Origin of the sequence: Clostridium sp. BNL1100 (genome assembly GCF_000244875.1) — a bacterium.
Lineage (GTDB): Bacteria > Bacillota > Clostridia > Acetivibrionales > DSM-1351 > Ruminiclostridium.
Window position 1 is genome coordinate 45,852 of the sequence record NC_016791.1, and the last position, 20,185, is coordinate 66,036.

14 protein-coding genes and 1 tRNA gene are annotated in these 20,185 nt (G+C 37.4%); 6 read left to right on the forward strand and 9 right to left on the reverse strand.

From position 1 onward, the window contains the following. Positions 1–37: 37 nt before the first annotated feature. A complete protein-coding gene (locus CLO1100_RS00225) occupies positions 38–1,054 on the forward strand; it encodes a type II CAAX endopeptidase family protein (RefSeq protein WP_014311747.1) in 1,017 nt (338 codons plus the stop codon). 35 nt (positions 1,055–1,089) lie between these two features. Here CLO1100_RS00225 and CLO1100_RS00230 read toward each other — a convergent pair whose 3' ends face one another. Together CLO1100_RS00230 and CLO1100_RS00235 are read right to left on the reverse strand one after the other, a co-directional pair. Further along, the gene (locus CLO1100_RS00230; protein ID WP_014311748.1) at positions 1,090–2,100 is read right to left on the reverse strand and encodes an ATP-binding protein; all 1,011 of its coding nucleotides are present in this window, start codon (positions 2,098–2,100) and stop codon (positions 1,090–1,092) included. A gap of 33 nt (positions 2,101–2,133) precedes the next feature. Beyond that, the gene (locus tag CLO1100_RS00235; protein ID WP_014311749.1) at positions 2,134–3,120 is read right to left on the reverse strand and encodes a DnaD domain protein; all 987 of its coding nucleotides are present in this window, start codon (positions 3,118–3,120) and stop codon (positions 2,134–2,136) included. Positions 3,121–3,650: 530 nt separating this feature from the next. Here CLO1100_RS00235 and CLO1100_RS00240 point away from each other — a divergent pair. Both CLO1100_RS00240 and CLO1100_RS00245 read left to right on the forward strand, forming a co-directional pair. After that, positions 3,651–5,327 carry an ammonium transporter gene (locus CLO1100_RS00240; protein ID WP_014311750.1) on the forward strand — a complete coding sequence of 559 codons (1,677 nt, stop codon included), beginning with the start codon at positions 3,651–3,653 and terminating at the stop codon, positions 5,325–5,327. Positions 5,328–5,564: 237 nt separating this feature from the next. Continuing rightward, positions 5,565–6,080 (forward strand): ferritin, encoded by a 516-nt coding sequence (locus CLO1100_RS00245; RefSeq protein WP_014311751.1) that lies wholly within the window; start codon positions 5,565–5,567, stop codon positions 6,078–6,080. 67 nt (positions 6,081–6,147) lie between these two features. Here CLO1100_RS00245 and CLO1100_RS00250 read toward each other — a convergent pair whose 3' ends face one another. The 7 genes from CLO1100_RS00250 to CLO1100_RS00280 all read right to left on the reverse strand — a co-directional run bounded on the left by CLO1100_RS00250 (position 6,148) and on the right by CLO1100_RS00280 (position 14,695). Continuing rightward, a complete protein-coding gene (locus tag CLO1100_RS00250; RefSeq protein WP_014311752.1) occupies positions 6,148–7,761 on the reverse strand; it encodes a peptide ABC transporter substrate-binding protein in 1,614 nt (537 codons plus the stop codon). A 194-nt stretch (positions 7,762–7,955) separates the two neighbouring features. Further along, entirely contained in the window at positions 7,956–8,954 is a 999-nt protein-coding gene (locus tag CLO1100_RS00255; RefSeq protein ID WP_014311753.1) for an ABC transporter ATP-binding protein, read from the reverse strand. Continuing rightward, positions 8,944–9,954 carry an ABC transporter ATP-binding protein gene (locus CLO1100_RS00260; protein ID WP_014311754.1) on the reverse strand — a complete coding sequence of 337 codons (1,011 nt, stop codon included), beginning with the start codon at positions 9,952–9,954 and terminating at the stop codon, positions 8,944–8,946. Before CLO1100_RS00260 ends, CLO1100_RS00255 begins: the two co-directional genes overlap by 11 nt. Positions 9,955–10,072: 118 nt before the next feature. Then, positions 10,073–11,068, reverse strand: a complete 996-nt coding sequence (locus CLO1100_RS00265; RefSeq protein WP_014311755.1) for an ABC transporter permease subunit — start codon at positions 11,066–11,068, stop codon at positions 10,073–10,075. A gap of 16 nt (positions 11,069–11,084) precedes the next feature. Then, positions 11,085–12,008 carry an ABC transporter permease gene (locus CLO1100_RS00270; protein WP_014311756.1) on the reverse strand — a complete coding sequence of 308 codons (924 nt, stop codon included), beginning with the start codon at positions 12,006–12,008 and terminating at the stop codon, positions 11,085–11,087. A gap of 566 nt (positions 12,009–12,574) precedes the next feature. Then, positions 12,575–14,302 carry a methyl-accepting chemotaxis protein gene (locus tag CLO1100_RS00275; RefSeq protein WP_014311757.1) on the reverse strand — a complete coding sequence of 576 codons (1,728 nt, stop codon included), beginning with the start codon at positions 14,300–14,302 and terminating at the stop codon, positions 12,575–12,577. 316 nt (positions 14,303–14,618) lie between these two features. Beyond that, positions 14,619–14,695 (reverse strand) — tRNA-Arg (locus CLO1100_RS00280). 214 nt (positions 14,696–14,909) lie between these two features. Between CLO1100_RS00280 and CLO1100_RS00285 the strand changes: the two genes are divergently transcribed. The 3 genes from CLO1100_RS00285 to CLO1100_RS00295 are packed head-to-tail and all read left to right on the forward strand — an operon-like array spanning position 14,910 to position 20,165. Next, positions 14,910–15,836, forward strand: a complete 927-nt coding sequence (locus tag CLO1100_RS00285) for a diacylglycerol kinase family protein (protein WP_014311758.1) — start codon at positions 14,910–14,912, stop codon at positions 15,834–15,836. 16 nt (positions 15,837–15,852) lie between these two features. Further along, a complete protein-coding gene (locus CLO1100_RS00290) occupies positions 15,853–17,019 on the forward strand; it encodes an exonuclease SbcCD subunit D (RefSeq protein ID WP_014311759.1) in 1,167 nt (388 codons plus the stop codon). After that, entirely contained in the window at positions 17,016–20,165 is a 3,150-nt protein-coding gene (locus CLO1100_RS00295; RefSeq protein ID WP_014311760.1) for an AAA family ATPase, read from the forward strand. Before CLO1100_RS00290 ends, CLO1100_RS00295 begins: the two co-directional genes overlap by 4 nt. The last annotated feature ends 20 nt before the right edge of the window (positions 20,166–20,185 follow it).

Genomic DNA, 20,185 nt, shown 5'->3' on the forward strand with positions numbered 1-20,185 from the left:
TATAATATTACATATATAGATCAACGGGAGGAACCAAGTGGAAAATAACATTGATGAACAGTTTTCTTCAATTACAACGGACGAAAATAAAAAAAGACTGCCAGGGCCTGTAGCCTCCGGAATTCTTTTTTCAATAGTAACCATTTTACTCACCTTTGGAGGGCCTATCCTGAATTTTAAAAACAGTTATCTAAAAAGTGGAATGGGAGAATTGATTTTTATTCTACTGCCGGTAGTGGTTTTTTTAATTATAGGAAGATATGATATAAAAAGAACGTTAAATTTAAGAGGAACCAGACCTTTGAATTATCTGCTTGTAGTGCTCTTGACATTGTTTGGAATGCCTGTGGTAGGCGTTCTCAATGCAATAACCTATGGATTGATAAGAGAAATTTTTGGACGAAACCTGCCTGTACCAAAAGTAATTGTAAACGATGTACCTACGCTTTTTATAGCTCTACTGGTTATAGGGGTTTCGGCAGCAGTTTGCGAGGAAGTTATGTTCCGTGGTCTTATACAGAACGGTTACCGCAAATATGGTATCGCTGTTTCTCTTGGAATAACATCTGTATTGTTCGGCCTTCTGCACCGTGATATTCAAAAGGCTGTAAGCACTATTCTTCTCGGTGCATTAATAGGTTTTATTGTATATAGAACAGGAAGCATTTTTACAGGAATGATCGCCCATTTTACCAATAATGCTTCGGCTGTAATTTTGGCTTTCATGGCATCTAAAATGACGGGGTATTTAAATGGAGAGGATATCCAGCAAGCACAAAGTTTTGATTTTTCATATTTGCCTACAGCTTCCATAGTAATTGCTTTCTTATTCTATACTATTATTTATATGGCTTTAGTTTCAGGCTTTGTAGCCTTGTTGTATGCATTTTACAGAAGTACAAAGCAGGATGTAAAGATAATGGAGGAAGAAGCAGGCCAATACGAATTGACACATGAAAAACTCGGGCTTCCTGCAATTCTAAGTATGCTGCCGGGACTTGTAATTATTTTATTTACATTCTTGTATCAGATAATGAAATTAAAATGGGGTTAAAATCAAAAAAATTGGGCCATAGCCCAATTTTTTTATCAAAGAAGTCTTATATCCTTACCCGCTAAAACCAATCTGTCAAAGTAGCCTACAATCCTTGAAGCAATACGCTCTGTATATAGCTCATAAAGTTTTTTAGGGCCTATATTTGTAGAAATAATAGTTTTACAGGTACGAACTGTGTTTTGAGATTGTCGGCTGTTTAGTATATTTAATAACTCTGCATATCTTGCATCACTTAACGGTTCGGTACCAAGGTCGTCTATTATTAGCAGTTCCACAGAAAAAATGCTCTGATATTTATCATCGGCATATTCATCTTCCTTGTAGTTCCTCATTTTATGTTCTGTGATAATATCAAACAGAGCAGGAGCTGTAAGATATAACACTGTTCTACCCTGATTTATGAGTTCTCTTGCAATACAAAAAGATAGAAAAGTTTTTCCCACCCCGGTTCGGCCGTTGAAAAAAAGGTTCTTCTGGTTTGGATCATCTATATTTTTAATGAACTCAATACAACTTTTCATTATATTATTTATATTTTCCCTTGGTGATATCCCAATACCATACTTAGCTTCATTTACTTCATCAGGATAAAGCATTTCGTTAAAGTTATCAAAACATTCCTTGCCATTAACATTTACGTTTGACTGAGCAAATAAATGGCTTATAATTTGCTGCCTGTAACAGGAACATCGCTGTGAACCTGCGGTGCCAGTTATATATCCCGTATCCTTGCACTTTTCACACTGGTATGGAGGCATTATGCAATCTAAACTTATATTATGTTCTGCCAGCAATTCGTTTCTGGTAGCCGAAAGTTCCGCTATTTTTTCAGTAAGTTCGTTTAAAATAACTGACCTGTCTCCGCTTATTGATAATATAAGCCTATTGTATTTTATTCCCAGCCGGTTAATCATACTTTCAATTTCACGTAGCTGGGGTATCTTCTCATATATCTGTAGTTTTCTCTGTTCCACAATATCTGCGGCAAGCTTTTGGCGTCTTTCGTACTCTCTCGCAATAATATTATGTATATCCCTATTCATAAACTACCTCTTTCATCCTTTTATGTGGTTTACCTATTTTGAGGTGTTTGTAAAAAAGTTTTCAAAGTAATCATCATCGTATTCCCTTTGCTCAAAGTTATCCCTTTGAGACTGTTTAGGCTTAGTTTTCTGTGTGCCCTGGACTGATTGTGGCTGGGTCTTAATACTGTTTTCATATCCAAGTATTTCTTCAACAGTTACCAGTCCCAAGTCATGCCAGCGGGTTAATACACTGTTAAGGAACTTAAAGTCAGGATTTGTCTTTCCAACGGTTTTTTTCAAGGCTAGTTCAATAACATCAAACCCGTACTTATAATCAATAACCCATCTTTCTACGTACTCACTTTCGTATTCTGTCAGGGCCCTTCTAAGACGAAGCTTCTTGATAATGGTACCTTTAATACCCCGGACCTGAGACATATCCTCAAAGTATTTTTCAAGGTCAAAAAAATTCTGGATACCCCTTCTATGCCAGTTTGTTGCAACAGCCTCTATATAACTTTTGTGAAAGGTATTATTGTCATGGCAGTATTTAAAAAGGGTGTACATGACATCCTCGTCAAATTTGTATATGGTAAACCAGTTATCTATAGTCAGATACCAGTTTGGAGCCATAAGCCCCTGAAAAAACTTTGAATTGATTGCGGCGAGGGTATTGTTCCTACTTTTATTCTTCTCAAAGTTTTCATTAGCCTGCTCAGGAGATGATATTGACTTTAACCGATACATTCTCTTTATTTCAGCTTCTTTTAAGTCACTGAGCTGTATTTTGTCTTCTACCCAGTTGATAACTTCCAAATTATCAAGACTGGTCAAGGCGGACTTAACCTCATCCAGAGAAAGGTTAAGAGTCTTTGCAAGTTCGTCTGAGGTTACCTTCTTATTATGTTTGCAAAGGAACAGCATATAAATATATACCTTTACGCATGTGCTGTCCATGGAAGGCATATACTGGCTGATAAAAATATCTGACACCAATGTGTCAGAGTAAAGTAATGACTTGAAATCCTCAAAATACATTTTGACTCCCGTAAACGTTATTTATTATAATTACTAAAATAATAATATTATTATAATTATAGCATATAAAGGACTGATAATTTATTAGTAATAATTATAAAATATTAAATACAGTATAATTCAGTGATAGAATGTTTTATACTATTCAATACTTACTGATAAATGAAGGATACATATTTCTTATATTCATTTTTAACAGAAGACATTGTCAAATTTCATATTATATTATCAAATTAGAGAAAAAGTGAATTATATATAATTTAAAACTTCAAAAATGTATTGACTAATAGGTTGTCTTAGTGTTAACATACTAATTAATAAAGGCAAAGGCGCTGCAGATATTTTTCTGTAGTGCTTTTATTTTTATCTTTATTTATGAAATTTTAAATTAATAGTGGCTATTGTATGGACGGATAAATTTATGTTTATTTTGTACATATAGATGTGCTATCCACGATGACGTGTTTTTGCAAATATAATTTGTAATAATGCGTTTTTTTATTTTCAATTTAAGATAAGGAGTTGATTTTATGTTTAATTCAGTGGATGTAATTTGGACATTGATAGCAGCAGCACTGGTATTTTTTATGCAGGCAGGATTTGCAATGGTGGAAACAGGGTTTACCCGAGCAAAAAACGCAGGAAACATAATTATGAAAAATCTTATGGATTTTGCATTGGGCTCACTGGTTTTCTGGTTTATAGGCTTTGGCATTATGTTTGGAACCAGTAAGTTTGGGATTTTTGGATTACCGAGTCTCTTTGCCACTGGGGATGGAGTTAATCAAGCATTACCGGGTTCCGTGTTCCTTATATTTCAGACAGTGTTTTGTGCAACTGCGGCAACAATTGTCTCGGGTGCCATGGCTGAACGAACAAAGTTTATATCATACTGTATCTACAGTGTAGCAATAAGTGTGATTGTTTATCCTGTATCGGGTCACTGGATATGGGGCGGCGGGTGGTTAGCAGACTTAGGATTCCACGATTTTGCAGGGTCTACAGCGGTTCATATGGTAGGCGGAATTGCTGCTCTGATTGGTGCTAAAATTCTTGGACCCCGTATAGGAAAGTTTGATAAAAACGGAAAACCGAAGGCTATCCCGGGACATAGCCTTACATTAGGGGCTCTTGGTGTCTTTATATTATGGTTTGGATGGTTCGGCTTCAACCCCGGCTCAACAGTTTCAGCTACCGGGGATGGTACTCTTATATCAATGGGAAATATATTTATTACTACAAACTTGGCAGCGGCCGCAGCGGCAACAGTTGCAATGATTATTACATGGGTCAGATATAAAAAACCTGATGTATCCATGACTTTAAATGCTGCATTAGGAGGTCTTGTAGCAATAACTGCAGGCTGTGATGCAGTAAGTGCCAAAGGGGCTGTTGCAATTGGTATTATAGCGGCATTTGTGGTTGTATTCGGAATAGAATTTATTGACAAGGTTGCTAAGATTGATGACCCGGTTGGAGCAATTGGAGTACACGGCTTATGTGGTGCAACAGGAACTCTTATGGTTGGTGTATTTGCTACAGACGGAGGTATTTTGTATGGGGGCGGATTTCATTATTTTGGAGTACAGCTCCTTGGAATAGTTTCAGTCGCAGCATGGGTTGTTGTATCTATGGCTATTATTTTCACAATTATTAATAAGACTGTGGGGTTGAGGGTTTCACGTGAAGAGGAAATCGCCGGTCTTGATATTGAAGAACATGGCCTTGTCAGTTCGTATGCAGATTTTATGCCGATACTTGATATATCTGAGAGTGCCGGTGAAGCAGCAGTAGCCATTGATGATGCAGTACCAATTATTCATAAAAAATCAGATTCACCGGTTGGGTCCGATGCAAAAATGACTAAAATAGAAATAGTGACCAAGCAAATTAAATTTGAAGCTTTAAAGGAAGCTATGAATAATATCGGGGTAACAGGAATGACAGTATCAAACGTTCTTGGATGCGGTATGCAGAAAGGAAGTACCGAATACTACCGGGGGGTTGAAATGGAGATAAAACTTCTGCCCAAAATAAGAGTAGAAATTGTTATATGCAAAATTCCTGTTTCAACTGTAATAAATGCAGCAAAAAAAGTACTTTATACAGGCAATATAGGTGATGGAAAAATCTTTGTTTATGATGTCGAGAATGTGGTAAAAGTACGTACGGGTGAAGAAGGATATGATGCATTGCAGGACGATTAATTATTATTGATAAGTAGTTTCCCCATATTTCAAGCCAAACCTTTGAGATTGACTTTCTTTAAACGGTTTGGTTTGTTTTTTTGACAGAGGATTAAACATAGACAAAAGGACCTTTTTAATTAAAACACTGTTAATGTTTAGCAATACAGACCATGGGTATAATAAAAGTATCATAATTAAACCGAATGCACAAAAACATTATGACTGCATTATGGTATTAATAGGAGGGCAAAAAATATGATTAGTGAAAAGATGAATGATTTATTAAACAGACAGGTTCAGAAAGAATTTTACTCTGCTTACTTATATCTTGGTTTTGAAGCATATTTTCAACACCAGAATCTTGATGGGTTTGCAAATTTCTTCCATGTACAGGTACAAGAAGAACGCGACCATGCAATGAAGTTTTTCAACTATATTACTCAGGCAGGAGGAAAGGTCAAACTATATCAGGTAGATGAGCCCGAAGATAAATTCAATAATCCCGAGGAAATATTTGATCATACATTGAAGCATGAGCAGGAGGTTACAAAATCCATATACAATCTGGTAGATAATGCACTGGCTGAAAGGGATCACGGAACAAATTCTTTTCTCCAGTGGTTTGTAACTGAGCAGGTTGAAGAAGAAGCAACCGTTGACAAGGTTCTGAGAAAACTTCAGTTAATAAAGAACGACCCCCATGCTTTGCTCATGCTGGATGCAGAACTTGCTACCAGAGTGTACACGGCTCCTGTAGCAGAAACAGTTTAATATTTTATTTTAATAAAAAACCGCCCGGTTCAACATGAACCGAGCGGTTTTTTCATAGATCTTAGTTTTATTTGAATGATGCCCAGTTTAAATATACAAATCCGAGCTTGGTTACTACATAGTTTTGTAAATTCTTGTCTATAACGATTGGATCGGTATAGAAGAATATAGGCGCTACTCCGGCTTCATCCATGAGAAGCTTTTCTGCGTCATGATACAATTGCATACGCTTTGCAGGATCTGTTTCTTTCTTTGCATCAGCTATTGCCTTGTCATATGCAGGGTTCTTATATTTTGAGTCATTCTGAGGGTTATTTGAAGTTATCAGATCCATAAATGTTGAAGGATCCATATAGTCTCCAACCCAACCGTCACGAGCGATATCAAACAAACCATTCTTTCTGGACTCCTGGAATACGTTCCATTCCTGAGCCTGAATTTCAACTTCGATTCCCAGATTTGTCTTTAACTGCTGTTGAATTGCTTCAGCAACGGCTTCGTGACCTGCACCTGTGCTTAAACCATAGGTTACTTTAGGGAAACCTTTTCCGTCAGGATAACCTGCTTCAGCTAAAAGCTTCTTTGCTTCAGCAACATTCTTCTGGTAATCTTCAGGTTTTACTGAATAGAAATCTCCGCCTTTTGTACGGAAGTCAGGTGATTGGCTAACATCAGCTATACCATAAGGTACAAAGCCTGATGCAGGAGTTTCGCCTGATTTTCTAACCTTTTCAGTAATGTAGTTACGATCAATTGCAAGAGATACTGCTTTTCTAACCTTTGGGTTATCAAATGGTGCTTTAGTATTAAGCAGAGCCAGGTAGTAAGTTCCAAGCTGTGGTAAAATCTGAAGATTTCCGGCAGCTTTCTCTGCAGGCATTTCATCATGTGGTATATTTCTTGCAAAAGATATCTGTTTGTTCTTGAATGCACCAAGAATAGCATTTGTATCATTCATCAACAACCATTCAATCTTTGGTGCAACTATAGTGTCTTTATCCCAGTAGTTTTCGTTCTTCTCAAAGACCAGCTTTGAAGAGTGTTTCCAACTTGTCAAAACATATGGACCATTTCCAATATAAGTTTTTGGATCAAGAGTCCATTTGTCCGGATTCTTTGATACAACATCTTCTCTCAAAGGAACAAGAGTTGGGAAGGCTACGATTTCAGTAAAGAATGGGCAAACATTCTCCAGCGTTACTTCAAGAGTGCTATCATTAATAGCTTTAACTCCTAATGTATTGATATCAGCGCCATTAGTGTTGATAGCTTCACCATTCTTAATAAAATACAGGTAATAAGCATAGTCGGAAGCTGTTTTAGGGTCAATTGCTCTTTTCCAAGAGTAAACAAAATCATTTGCAGTTACAGCTTTACCGTCCGACCATTTGGCATCCTTACGGATATGGAATGTATAAACTTTGTTATCTGCACTTACGTCCCATTTTTCAGCAGTTCCAGGAACGATTTTACCTTCTTTGTCATAAGTAGTTAGACCTTCAAAAGCACAGTTAATATAAGTACCGCCATCCAGAGACTTATTAAGTGAAGGATCTATAGATGCTGGCTCTGAAGCGATACTTGCACTAATGCCTTTAGTATCGCTGGAAGAACTTCCACAGCCGGCAAATACGGTTAGTATAGTAGCCAGTGAAAGTACAAGAGCTAATATTCTTTTCATTTTTGCATACCCCCTATTATTTTTTATTAAATAGATATTTATAGTTTAAAAATCCATTTTTGCAACACGAATATTTTCTCGTGAATAAAAAGGTTTTATTCAGCACTTTTTATTTTATGATCCCAATGTCGACCTCACCGGAACATACGAGTTTTTATATATTACTTCCTTGCAATATGGAAAAATTTAATCGGTTATAACTTTCCTGCAAAATGGCATGATACATAATGGCCATTGCCACAGTCTGATAATTCAGGTACTTTTTGAGAACAGATATCTTTTGCATATGGACATCTTGTCCTGAATTTGCAGCCTGACGGCGGATTAACAGGAGAAGGTATTTCTCCTTTAAGGATAATACGGTTACGCTTCTTTGCAGTATCAGGATTAGGCTCTGGAATAGCTGTCAATAATGCCCTGGTATAAGGGTGCAGAGGATTTTTGTACAATTCCTCAGACTCAACCAACTCAACTATATGGCCAAGATACATAACACCAACCCTGTCGCAGGTATGTCTAACTACACCCAGATCATGGGAGATAAACAGATATGTGAGGTTCAGCCTGTCCTGCATTTCTTCAAGTGTATTAATTATCTGTGCTCTGATAGATACATCCAGAGCTGATACAGGTTCGTCACAAACTATAAAGTCCGGCTGTACTGCGATTGCTCTAGCAATACCTATTCTTTGACGCTGACCGCCCGAAAATTCATGCGGATAACGAGATGCATGTTCTGTATTAAGGCCTACAAGTGTTAAAAGCTCTCTTATCTTATCTGCTCTGTCACTTTTAGAGCCTGCCAGACCATGTATATCCAATGCTTCTCCGACAATATCTGATACTGTCATACGCGGGTCCAGTGATGCGTACGGATCTTGGAAAATATATTGCATTTTCTTTCTGTATGGGAGTAACTTTTTTCCCTGAAATTTAGTAATGTCAATACCATCTATTTTTACAGTACCGCTTGTGGGATTATATATTCTCAGCATTGAACGTCCCAGAGTGGTTTTTCCTGAACCTGATTCACCAACCAAGCCTAGTGTTTCACCTTTGAAAATATCAAAGGTAACATCGTCAACAGCCTTTACGTATCCTTTTTTGCCTACACTGTTTTTTATAGTGAAATATTGTTTCAGGTTTCTGATTTCAACTAGAGTTGATTTATTTCCATTTGAGTTATTTTCCATTTTTCTGCACCTCCACACTTTCTTTTGCCCTCTCATCCATCAGCCAGCAAGAAGTAGTATGACCATCAGCTTCCTTGTAGGCTTTAGGTATGTTGCCAATGCAAACTTTCAGACATTCCTCGCATCTTGGGGCAAAAGCACATCCGGAAGGAAGGTGAAGCAAATCAATTGGATTTCCCTTAATGGGAATAAGCTTCGAGCCCTTAACGTTCAAGTCTGGTAATGAACGTAGAAGTCCTTTTGTATAAGGATGACGGGGGTTCTTAAATATACTGTAAACTGTTCCCTGTTCAACTATTTTTCCGCCATACATAACTATAATATCATCCGCCATATCAGCCACAATTCCCAAGTCATGAGTAATCAGCACAATGGCCATTCCGGTTTTCTTCTGTATATCCTTCAGAAGTTCAAGAATCTGTGCCTGTATAGTAACATCTAACGCTGTCGTAGGTTCATCGGCAATAAGGAGCTTAGGTGCACCTGCAAGGGCCATAGCGATCATAGCTCTTTGTCTCATACCGCCTGAGAATTCATGTGGATATTGTGAAAGCCTTTTTTCAGGCTCATTTATACCTACAAGGGATAGAAGTTCTACTGACCTTTTCTTAACTTCTTCCTTGGATATTTTCCCATACTTGTGATATAGGGACTCCGCAATCTGGTTGCCTATAGTAAAGACAGGATTAAGGCAAGTCATAGGGTCCTGAAATATCATTGCTACTTCATTTCCGGCAACCTGAAGCCTTTCCTGCTTAGTCATTTTGGAAACATCCTTACCGTCAAATGTAATGCTTCCGCCTACAATCTTTCCGGGCTTATCAATTAGTCCAATAACAGAATAAGACGAAACACTCTTTCCTGAACCTGACTCTCCTACGATTCCCAGAACTTTACCGGGTTCAAGTGAATAGCTTATTCCATTGACGGCTTTAACTTCACCTGCCGGGGTAAAAAATGAGACTTTTAAATCATTTATTTCTAGTAGTTTATTATTCATAGCAATTACCTCACCTGCCCCTTAAAAGGCATCCAATAATTATCTAAAGTGTATATCCTGTAATCATTTAAGATATACCCGTATCTTTCAAAGCTAACATTCCAATTATTACAAAGTATTACTTTTTCATCCTAGGATCTAAAGCATCTCTCAGTCCGTCACCGAAAAGGTTGAAGGACAGTATAATAACACTGATAGCTGCAGCGGGGAAGATAAGCATATAAGGATATGAATATATTCCCTTTAAAGCTGTTTGAGAAAGAGAACCCAGAGAAGCCATAGGTGATGATACACCAAGACCTATAAAGCTTAGGAAGGATTCTGTAAATATCGCTTCCGGTATTTTGAGAGTAGTTACAACTATTATCTGACCAATACAGTTAGGAATCAGATGTTTGAATATAATTGACCTGTTGCTTGCACCAAGTACTTTCGCAGCCAGAACATATTCCTGCTCTTTAAGTGCCAGAATCTGGCCACGTACTATTCTGGCCATATCTACCCAATATAAAAGAGCCATAACCAGAAATATACTTATAAGACCAACACCCATACTGTTGAGAAAAGCAGGCGCATGACCTGACTTAATGTAACTGTCAATAGGTTTCTTTAATACGACTTGCAAAAGAATTACTATAAGAATTGTTGGAACTGAATATACAATGTCAACAATTCTCATCATAATATTATCAATCCAGCCTCCAAAAAATCCGGAGATTGCACCGTAGATAATACCGATAATTGATATCATTATTGCCGCAACTACACCAACTGCAAGAGAAATTCTTGCGCCTATCATTGTTCTGGTGAACAGGTCTCTTCCGAGACTGTCAGTACCGAATATATGTTGCATGCTTGGTTTTAGATTTTCTTGACCCTCAATAATCTGCTCATAGGAGTATGGAGAAATTATTGGTCCGATAATAGCAGCCAGAATTATCAAAATAATTACAACGAGAGCTCCGGTAGCCACTTTATTAGCTCTTAATCTGTTCCATGCGTCCCTCCAATAACTAACAGATGGACGCATAATCTCAGCTGTTGCCTTTTCCTCATCAGTGGCAGGCAAAAATAAATTCTTTTCCAAAACTTTTGTATCATTCATAGTGTTCATTAATGTCACCCGCCCCTTAATTGATAATGTTGATTCTAGGATCAACGAATCTGTATACTACATCAACGATGAAATTCATTAATATAAGAATTGCTCCGAAGAAAATCGTTACTCCCATTACAGTAGTGTAATCTCTTCCAGTGATGCTGGTAACAAAAGTACTTCCCAGACCCGGAATGGAAAATATGGATTCAATTACAAATGAACCTGTAAGAACAGATGCAACCATTGGTCCGGCATAAGTTACTACAGGAAGAATACCGTTTCTTAAGGCATGTTTAAATATAACAACTTTGTCTGAAAGGCCCTTTGCCCGAGCTGTCCTGATATAATCCTGATTTATAACATCCAGCATAGATGAACGCATGAGCCTCGTTATAAAGCTCAGAGGGAAGAATGATAGTGCAAAGCCAGGCAAAATGTAACTGGAAACAGTGCTTAAATCACTAATTGTAGGCAGTATTTGTAACTGTACACCAAAAATTATCATACTAAGAGTAGCAACAACAAAACTTGGAACTGCAATCCCGAAGGTGACAATCAACATAATGAGCCTGTCTACAGCAGTATTCTTTTTGAGTGCACTCAAGACACCAAGAACAGTTCCAATAGCCATTGCCAACGCACTGGCGAAAATACCAAGCCTGAGTGAATAAGGGAACTTTTGAGCTATTATGTCTTTTACATCCTGACCAATCAATTGTATTGACTGTCCGAAATCACCATGAAGCACGTTCTTTGCGTAATTAAGATACTGAACCCCTAAAGGCTTGTCCAAGCCATATTTTGCATTTAGGTTGGCTAACATTTCAGCTGTCATCTTCTTTTCACCTATGAATGGATTACCCGGTACAAAATGCATCAAAAAGAATGTAAGTGTGAACATAATCCATAAAGTCAAAAGTGAGACCAATAGCCTTTTGATTATATATTTTGCCATAAAAGACCTCCTAACCGCGATTATGTAATGCGGCTTTTTTAAGTATATATTAATAAAGTTAATACCAATAACAATCGTTACTGGACATAATTACAGACCTATTTTGGACACAAAAAAAACAATCAATCTGAATATAGCTTAATGACGACGTTGTCATTCGGGAAAACAAATTGATGTGGAACTTGCATAAGATATCAAAAAATGTCTTTATAATGCCGAATTATACACCAAAATGAAGGAAAGTTCAATAATTTATTCACATATTAACTCTTGTAAAATATTGTATTTAAGCGGGTTTCAAGGTTTTGTTAATTCTAGCCAATACAAAAGATTAATTTTTGGTAAAAATACCCATTAATTCATTAATCTAATAATACATTAACATAATAAAGCATTAATTAAATAAATCTACCAAGAAAATTAGTAGTGCAGAGTGGTAATACATTAACATAATAAAGTAAAATTGATAACGACAGGTAACAGGATTTAATTATAACTATAGATTAGGATTTATTGAAAAAAATAGTAGCCGGTTGATTTAGCCGGCTACTATTTTTGTAAGGAATTTATAGTCTGAATTTATTGATTTCATTATCCAATTGTTGAGCCATACCGGACAAATCACTTGAAGCCTTTGCTATTATCTCCATTGCAGAAAGCTGCTGTTGACTTGAAGCTGAAATTTCTTCGGAACTGGCTGCGGACTCTTCCGCTAAAGTTGCCAGGTCATGTGTATGGCTTGAAATTTCCCTGGATGCTTTATCAATTGTAGTTAACATTTCAGATACCTCTTTAGTTTTATCTGCAATAGCTTCTACAGATATTCTTATTTTATCAAAAGCATTTTTTGTAGTGTCAACAGCAAAGGACTGCTCAGCTTCCAGTTCTTTTGCCCTTTCCATGTTATGTGCTGTCATAGCATTATTAGCAATTATTGCCTGAATTATGGCATTAATCTCTTTAGCAGCCGAGGAGGATTCTTCAGCCAGTTTGCGTACTTCATCTGCGACCACTGCAAAGCCCTTACCGGCTGCTCCTGCCCTGGCAGCTTCTATAGCGGCATTTAATGCCAAAAGGTTTGTTTGAGCCGCTAGGGAGTTTATTACATCGGTTATACTACCTACCTTAATAATAGATTTGCTTAAGTCTGACAATGACCTATTTACCTCTTCAGAAACAGATATATTCTCCTGTACCTTTTCAGACGTTAAAACTACGGCATCATAGCCTTCTGAGACAGCTTCCAATGAAAGTATTACCGCCTTCTCATTTTCCGTTGTGGCATAATTGGCTTTTGATATGTGTCCTGCAATTTCAGTAATATGTTCACTGGTTTTGCTTACGACCTCTGACTGGTTGGCATTCCCTTTTGCGATTTCATCAAGTGATGCGGTTACCTGAGTAATACTTTTTGTACTTTCCGCAGTAGAAGTAGTCAATTCTTCAGAATTTGCAGCCATGGTACCTGAAATATTATGTAGTTTGGTAATAGTATCGTGCAAGGAGTGTCTCATATCTGATATGGAATTAATTATTATCCCGATTTCATCCTTACGCTTAATCATTGAATTGTATGATTCATCAAAAACCAAATCAAAACCGGCTGTTTTTCTTATAATAGCTACAATAGTTGATATGGGCCCTGTTATTGACCTGGCAATTACAACTCCTATCATTATACAGACTAGCGAAACAGCGATTATCAAAATAATCAGAAAAAGGGATGCTTGTCTCGCAGATTTAAGACTTTGCCCATAAACATCCGAGGCTTCTTTTATGTTGGCATTTATAAGACTGGTTACATTGGCTTCAAGTTTGCGAAATACAGTATCACCTTTATCGCTGTAAATGGCAGATGCCTCTGGGGTTTTACCTGATGTGGATAATTCAATAATTTTATTCTTGATTTCTTTCCATGCTGTTAAGTTGTCTTTTATGGATGTATATATCTTATCCTCGTCAGAACCTAGATTTGTTGTAGAAATTTTTTTAATGCTATTATCAAGATTTTTCTCTTTTTCTATAATATCACTTAGAACAGCCATTTGATAACTCGTATTATCAGACGCAATAAGCCTTAAGATATTCGTAAAATCGGTCATTAGATCAGTTCCAGCGCTACTTAGACTTGCAACCTGAGTAAGATTATTATTATACATGGTGTCAAGAGATCTTTGTGCCTTTTGGGTTTGCAACCAGCCCATACTCCCTACAAGAACCATTCCAATAATCATAGCGAATATTAATAGCACAAGTTTTACCCTTATTTTGGCATTATCCATTAGTTTAAACATGGTACATATCTCCCTTATAATTTTATTAAAATTAACCTTTAGGAAAGTACATAAAACTAAAATGCCAAAAGTAAAACTTTAGAATAACTTAAGTTGATCGAACCATTCGTTTACTCAATGGCCATTAACACTTAAATTACAAACAAAATTAAATACTAACTCACGTAAATAGTATACTATTTGATATGGAAATATGTCAAATATTTGACATAATAATTATATTTTACAAATAAAGTGTTAAAATATGACAATTGGCGACGGCAATTGAAAGAATAAAATAAAAAGCCTCTGAAAATATTTTCAGAGGCTTTTTATTTGGCGCGCCCGGCAGAGATCGAATCCACAACCTTCTGGTCCGTAGCCAGACGCTCTATCCAATTGAGCTACGGGCGCATTTACTTTGCGTCTAAAACATGACGCACATAATATGATAATACATATCAATGCAAAAAGCAACCATTTAATAAAAATAATTTTTACCAATTGGTGCATAGTCCACACTGGAAACTTCTATATTTTAATAAGCCCCTTAAATTATGTTAAAATATAATTACTAAAAAAATGCGAACTTTTATCCTGATAATAACCCCATACAGGAGGTAGAAATGTGAAACACGTCTTTATAATAAATCCCGCTGCCGGGAAGGGAAGGGCTTTAGAGCTTATACCGGTAATCCGGGACTATTTCAAGGAGAAACCCGATAAGTATGTAATAAAGATAACTGAGTATCCGGGACATGCAACAAAAATAGCCCGTGAATACGCAGTGAATGAAACATGCAGGATATACTCCATTGGCGGGGATGGGACTGTAAATGAGATAGTAAACGGGATAGCAGGAACTAAAGCCTCTCTTGGAGTTATACCAGCAGGTTCGGGTAATGATTTTATAAGAAGCCTACATGGGGAATATCAGGGCAAGGAAATAGTATCTGATACCATACGAGGACAGGAAAGAAGTATAGATTTAGCAAGGGCAAACGGAAAGTACTTTATAAATATTTCATCCATAGGGTTTGATGCCGATGTTGTTTATAATGCTCAGAAATTTAAAAGGCTACCGTATATACCAGGAAGTATGGCATACCTCTTTTCATTAATATATACAATTTTTAAAAACAAAATAAGTGAGGTAAAAGTCACTATAGACGATGAGGAAATTAGTTTAAAAATACTTCTTGCCGCAATTGCCAACGGTAGGTTTTATGGTGGCGGGATGCTGCCTGCCCCCGATGCAGCTTTGGATGACGGATTGTTGGATATATGTCTGGTGCGAGAGGTCAACAGACTCAAAATATTGACGTTGTTTCCAAAGTATATGAAAGGTGAACACGGAGAAATTGAATATGTTAGCTTTAAAAGAGCAAAGAAAATAAAAATTGAGAGTAAAGACAGTATTGCACTTAATATAGACGGAGAAATTCTTACAGGGAAGGAAATTGAGTTTGAAATACTAAAAGGTGCCATTAATGTTATTTATCCTGTAGGTATGACAACTGAAAGCGCAGCAAAGGAATGTGTAGTTAATATTTAACCGGGGGAGGGACAAAATGAAAATAATTCACACAGGAGACTGGCATATTGGGAAAATTGTAAATGAGTTCAGTATGCTGGAGGATCAGGAGTATATACTCAATCAACTTATATCCGTTATATCAAATGAAAAACCCGATGCTTTGGTAATTGCAGGAGATATATTTGACAGGAGCATACCGCCCGTAGATGCAATTGAACTGGTGGACAGGATTTTCAATACAGTCCTCCTTGATTTAAGGGTTCCTATTCTTGCCATTGCCGGAAACCATGACAGTGCTGAGCGTTTATCTTTTGCCAGCAGAATACTAACAAATAACGGACTGCATATTGTTGGTAGCTTTGAGGGTAATGTGCGCAAAGTGGTTTTGGAGGATGCTTTTGGGCCGGTCAGCTTCTACCTTTTACCTTATTCAGACCCCCGTAACATAAAGCACATATTGCAGGATAGCGAAATATCTACCCATGACGATGCCATGAAAAAGCTTGTTGAAAAAGTTGGACAAGCAATGTATGAAAATGAAAGAAGTGTAATGATTACACATGGCTACATAACTTATCTTGGAGGACAAGCAGAAATTACAAGTGAATCGGAGAGACCACTTAGCATCGGGGGGACGGATATAGTTAATTCGTATCACTTTAACTCATTTAGCTACACTGCTCTTGGACATCTCCATGCGCCTCAACGGGCAGGTGCAGATAATATAAGGTATTCCGGCTCTTTATTGAAATACTCCTTTTCGGAGGTTAACCAGAAGAAGGGTATAAATATAGTTGAAATTGATGGTGACGGTAATTCCCATGTAAGGTTAATAGAACTTAAACCTAAAAGGGATATGCGCATTATAAAAGGCCCCATTGGCGAGCTTTTGAAACCTGAGGTGTACGCAACCGCAAATACTGATGACTATATATATGCAATATTAACAGACAAGGGCGAGCTTATTGACCCGATATCAAAGCTAAGAAGCGTTTATCCTAACGTAATGGGACTTACCAAGGAAAGTGTAATGAACCGGGATGATAACAAAACTTCTGCATCCGAGGGCTATAAATCCAAAGCTAAAATAGAGCTGTTTCAGGAATTCTATAGCTCTATACAGGGAGAACCTTTGACTCTGGAGGAACTAAAAATAGTGGAGAAGGTAATAGGAGAGGTAGAAACAGGAGGGTGTAAATGAAACCGTTAAAACTTACAATTAGTGCCTTTGGGCCGTATGCAAAAAAACAGTTTATCGATTTTACTACCCTTAATGAACAGATATTCGTAATATCAGGTCCAACAGGGGCTGGAAAGACTACCGTTTTTGACGCTATCAGTTTTGCTCTTTTCGGTGAAGCTTCAGGAAGCAGCAGAGACAGGGATAGCCTAAGAAGTGACTTTGCAGAACCGGGAACGGAAACGTATGTTGAACTGGAGTTTGAACTCAAAGGTAAAATATACAGAATAAGGAGATCGCCACAGCAGGAACAGAAGAAGCTAAGGGGAGAGGGCTATACTTTAAGAAATGCCGATGCGGAGCTTCTTCTGCCGGACGGTACGTTGATTACCAAAATAATAAATGTAGACGAGCGTGTAAATCAGCTTCTTGGTATTAATAAATCACAATTTAAGCAAATTGTAATGCTTCCTCAGGGAGAATTCAGAAAACTTCTGGAATCCGACAGTAGTGATCGGGAAATTATATTTAGGAAAATATTTGGAACCGAGGATTTTGCAGAAATTCAAAAAAGACTTGATGAAGACAGATACGGTCTGGAGAAATCCGTTCACGACTTAAAAACACAGATAGCTACCCATATAAATCATCTTGATGTGAGTGAAGATCAAACACTGGTTGAAATTAGAAATGCTCAAAATGTTAATATAGCTCAATTCATTACTTGTATTGAACAGCTGATGCAAAAGGACAGGTCTATAATAGATGAAATCAAGGCTGAATTAAATAAAACGGTAAAAGAACAGGCCATACTCCAGAAAGAGATTACAAGATGCACAGAAGTAAACAAAAAGCTCTCAGACAGGGAACAAACAAAACAACAATACGAGGTTCTTAAGTCGAGAGAGAACGAGTTCTGTGAAAAGGAGAAGATTCTTGAATATGCAAGAAAAACTTTACCAATAAGTGAAGTTGATGAGCAGTGCAGAAAAGTTGAAAAGGCACTGGAAATAAAGGTCGGGGAATTGGAGCTGGCAAAGCAGGAGCTTGCGAAAAGGAAGTCGGAGTTCAGAAATACAGAGGAGAGCTTAAATACTCAAATAGGTTTGGAGCCTGAAATTAAGAAACATGAGACGGAGCTTTCATTACTGGAAAAAATGCTTCCAAAGGTTATCCAATATGATAAGGGACTAAAGCATTTGGAGGCTGTCAGAGAAGAATACACTAAACTGACCGGAGAACTTGAAAAGGCCCGGAAGGACCTCGAGACTAACAAAGAAAAAGAAGGCAAGCAGGCTGAAAATCTGAAACTGCTTTATACAACCGAGGCTGAATGTATAAGCCTTGAAAAACAAATATCAGAAGACACAAAGCTTCTTAAGGAGCTTGATGGTATCAGAAAACTTATAGGGGTGTGTCAAGAAGAAATAAGTAGCCTCGAAAATAAGAGGGCTGAGTTTGTATGCTTTGAAAAGGCTTTTTATGAATTTAGAAGCAGATTGGAATTGATGGAGGACAATTATATACGAGGGCAGGCAGGGATTCTCGCTAAATCGTTGAAGGAAAAAGATCCTTGTCCTGTTTGTGGTTCTCTTGACCATCCAAAGCCTGCTGAAATGCCATCTTGTATTCCCGCGGAAGAGCAGATTAGGAATAAAAAATCGGAATTTTCCAAGTTAACAGAGCTTAGGACAGAAAAGTCTAAGGGGATTTCCGAATTAAATGGAAGTGTAGAGAGTAAACGTCAAGAGATACTCAGTAGACTTAATGCTCTTGATGATAGCGTAATAATGTACGATAATATCGCATTGGTGGAAAACGGACGATTTGAAACAGTGTTGGAGCATATAAATACTACGGGAATCGGACGGAAAGAAAAAACTGTTGAATTAAAAGCCCGGTATAAATCAAAAAGGGAATTTGCAGATAAAAAAAGCACATTAGAAAAGGAACATACTGAAATTCGGGATAGGCTGAAAGTATTGGAAGAGTCTGTTCAGAACCTGACTACACGAAAATCCGGTATAATTGAAGAGATTACAAGGCTGCAAACTGAAGCACAAGCTATTGAGAAAGAGATTTCGGAAGATATACGCTCGGCATCAAAGCTGAAAGCCAGAATAGAAGAACAAAGGTCTAAAATAAATAAATACAGGGAACAATACGAGCAGCTTAAAAAGCTCCACGAAATCTCCAGAGAAGCAGTAAACAAAGCCGAACAGGAAGTAGCTGTGAAGGTATCCTCCATAGAGGAAGGCCGGAAAGAATTTGTCGCTATGGAAAAGCTTTTAAAGGAAAAGCTGGAGTCCTCTAATTTTTCTGATTATGAGCAATTTTTGAATATGAAAAAAACCCAGGAGGAAATTGACATACTTCAGCAGGAAATAAATACGTACTATCAAAACTTAAAATCGATAAATGATTTGTATAGGCGTCTTGAGGAGGAAACAAAAGGACTTGAAGCACAGGATATTGTAATTCTAAATGAACACCATGCAGAGCTGGAACAAAAGCAGCAGGTGCTTCAGGAACGGCAAAACATAGTATTTTCCAGATTCGACAACAACTCAAAAACAATAAAACAGCTAACTGCTACCTTGGAAAAATTAAAACAGCTTGAGGAAAAATATGCAATAATCGGGAAGCTTGCTAAAATTGCAAAGGGCGATAATCCTCAAAGGATAACATTTGAGAGGTATGTGTTGGCAGCATACTTTGACGAGATTATAATTGCTGCAAACCATAGACTGGTCAGGATGACCGGTTCAAGATACTATTTAAAGAGAAAGGAAGAAAAAGGAAAGGGTCGGGCTCAGCAGGGTTTGGAACTTGAGGTTTTTGATAACTATACCGGAAAGGCACGTCATGTTAAGACTCTTTCGGGAGGAGAGGGTTTTAAAGCTTCACTTGCACTTGCTCTTGGCTTAGCAGACGTGGTACAGTCGTATTCCGGGGGGATTAGCCTTGATACCCTGTTTGTTGATGAGGGCTTTGGCTCACTTGACCCTGAATCCCTGGACAGTGCCATAGAATGCCTCACTGAGATTCAAAAAACAGGCCGTTTGGTAGGTGTAATTTCACATGTAACGGAAATAAAAGAGAGAATACAATCAGTGCTGGAAGTAATTCCAAACAAAGAAGGAAGCTTTGTTAATTTCAATATATAACATTATAAAAAAGACTCCTG

Coding starts and splice junctions, on each gene's coding strand:
- CLO1100_RS00230 (WP_014311748.1), bottom strand. CDS start 2,100: ATGAATAGGGATATACATAATATTATTGCGAGAGAGTACGAAAGACGC.
- CLO1100_RS00235 (WP_014311749.1), bottom strand. CDS start 3,120: ATGTATTTTGAGGATTTCAAGTCATTACTTTACTCTGACACATTGGTG.
- CLO1100_RS00240 (WP_014311750.1), top strand. CDS start 3,651: ATGTTTAATTCAGTGGATGTAATTTGGACATTGATAGCAGCAGCACTG.
- CLO1100_RS00245 (WP_014311751.1), top strand. CDS start 5,565: ATGATTAGTGAAAAGATGAATGATTTATTAAACAGACAGGTTCAGAAA.
- CLO1100_RS00250 (WP_014311752.1), bottom strand. CDS start 7,761: ATGAAAAGAATATTAGCTCTTGTACTTTCACTGGCTACTATACTAACC.
- CLO1100_RS00255 (WP_014311753.1), bottom strand. CDS start 8,954: ATGGAAAATAACTCAAATGGAAATAAATCAACTCTAGTTGAAATCAGA.
- CLO1100_RS00260 (WP_014311754.1), bottom strand. CDS start 9,954: ATGAATAATAAACTACTAGAAATAAATGATTTAAAAGTCTCATTTTTT.
- CLO1100_RS00265 (WP_014311755.1), bottom strand. CDS start 11,068: ATGAACACTATGAATGATACAAAAGTTTTGGAAAAGAATTTATTTTTG.
- CLO1100_RS00270 (WP_014311756.1), bottom strand. CDS start 12,008: ATGGCAAAATATATAATCAAAAGGCTATTGGTCTCACTTTTGACTTTA.
- CLO1100_RS00275 (WP_014311757.1), bottom strand. CDS start 14,302: ATGTTTAAACTAATGGATAATGCCAAAATAAGGGTAAAACTTGTGCTA.
- CLO1100_RS00290 (WP_014311759.1), top strand. CDS start 15,853: ATGAAAATAATTCACACAGGAGACTGGCATATTGGGAAAATTGTAAAT.
- CLO1100_RS00295 (WP_014311760.1), top strand. CDS start 17,016: ATGAAACCGTTAAAACTTACAATTAGTGCCTTTGGGCCGTATGCAAAA.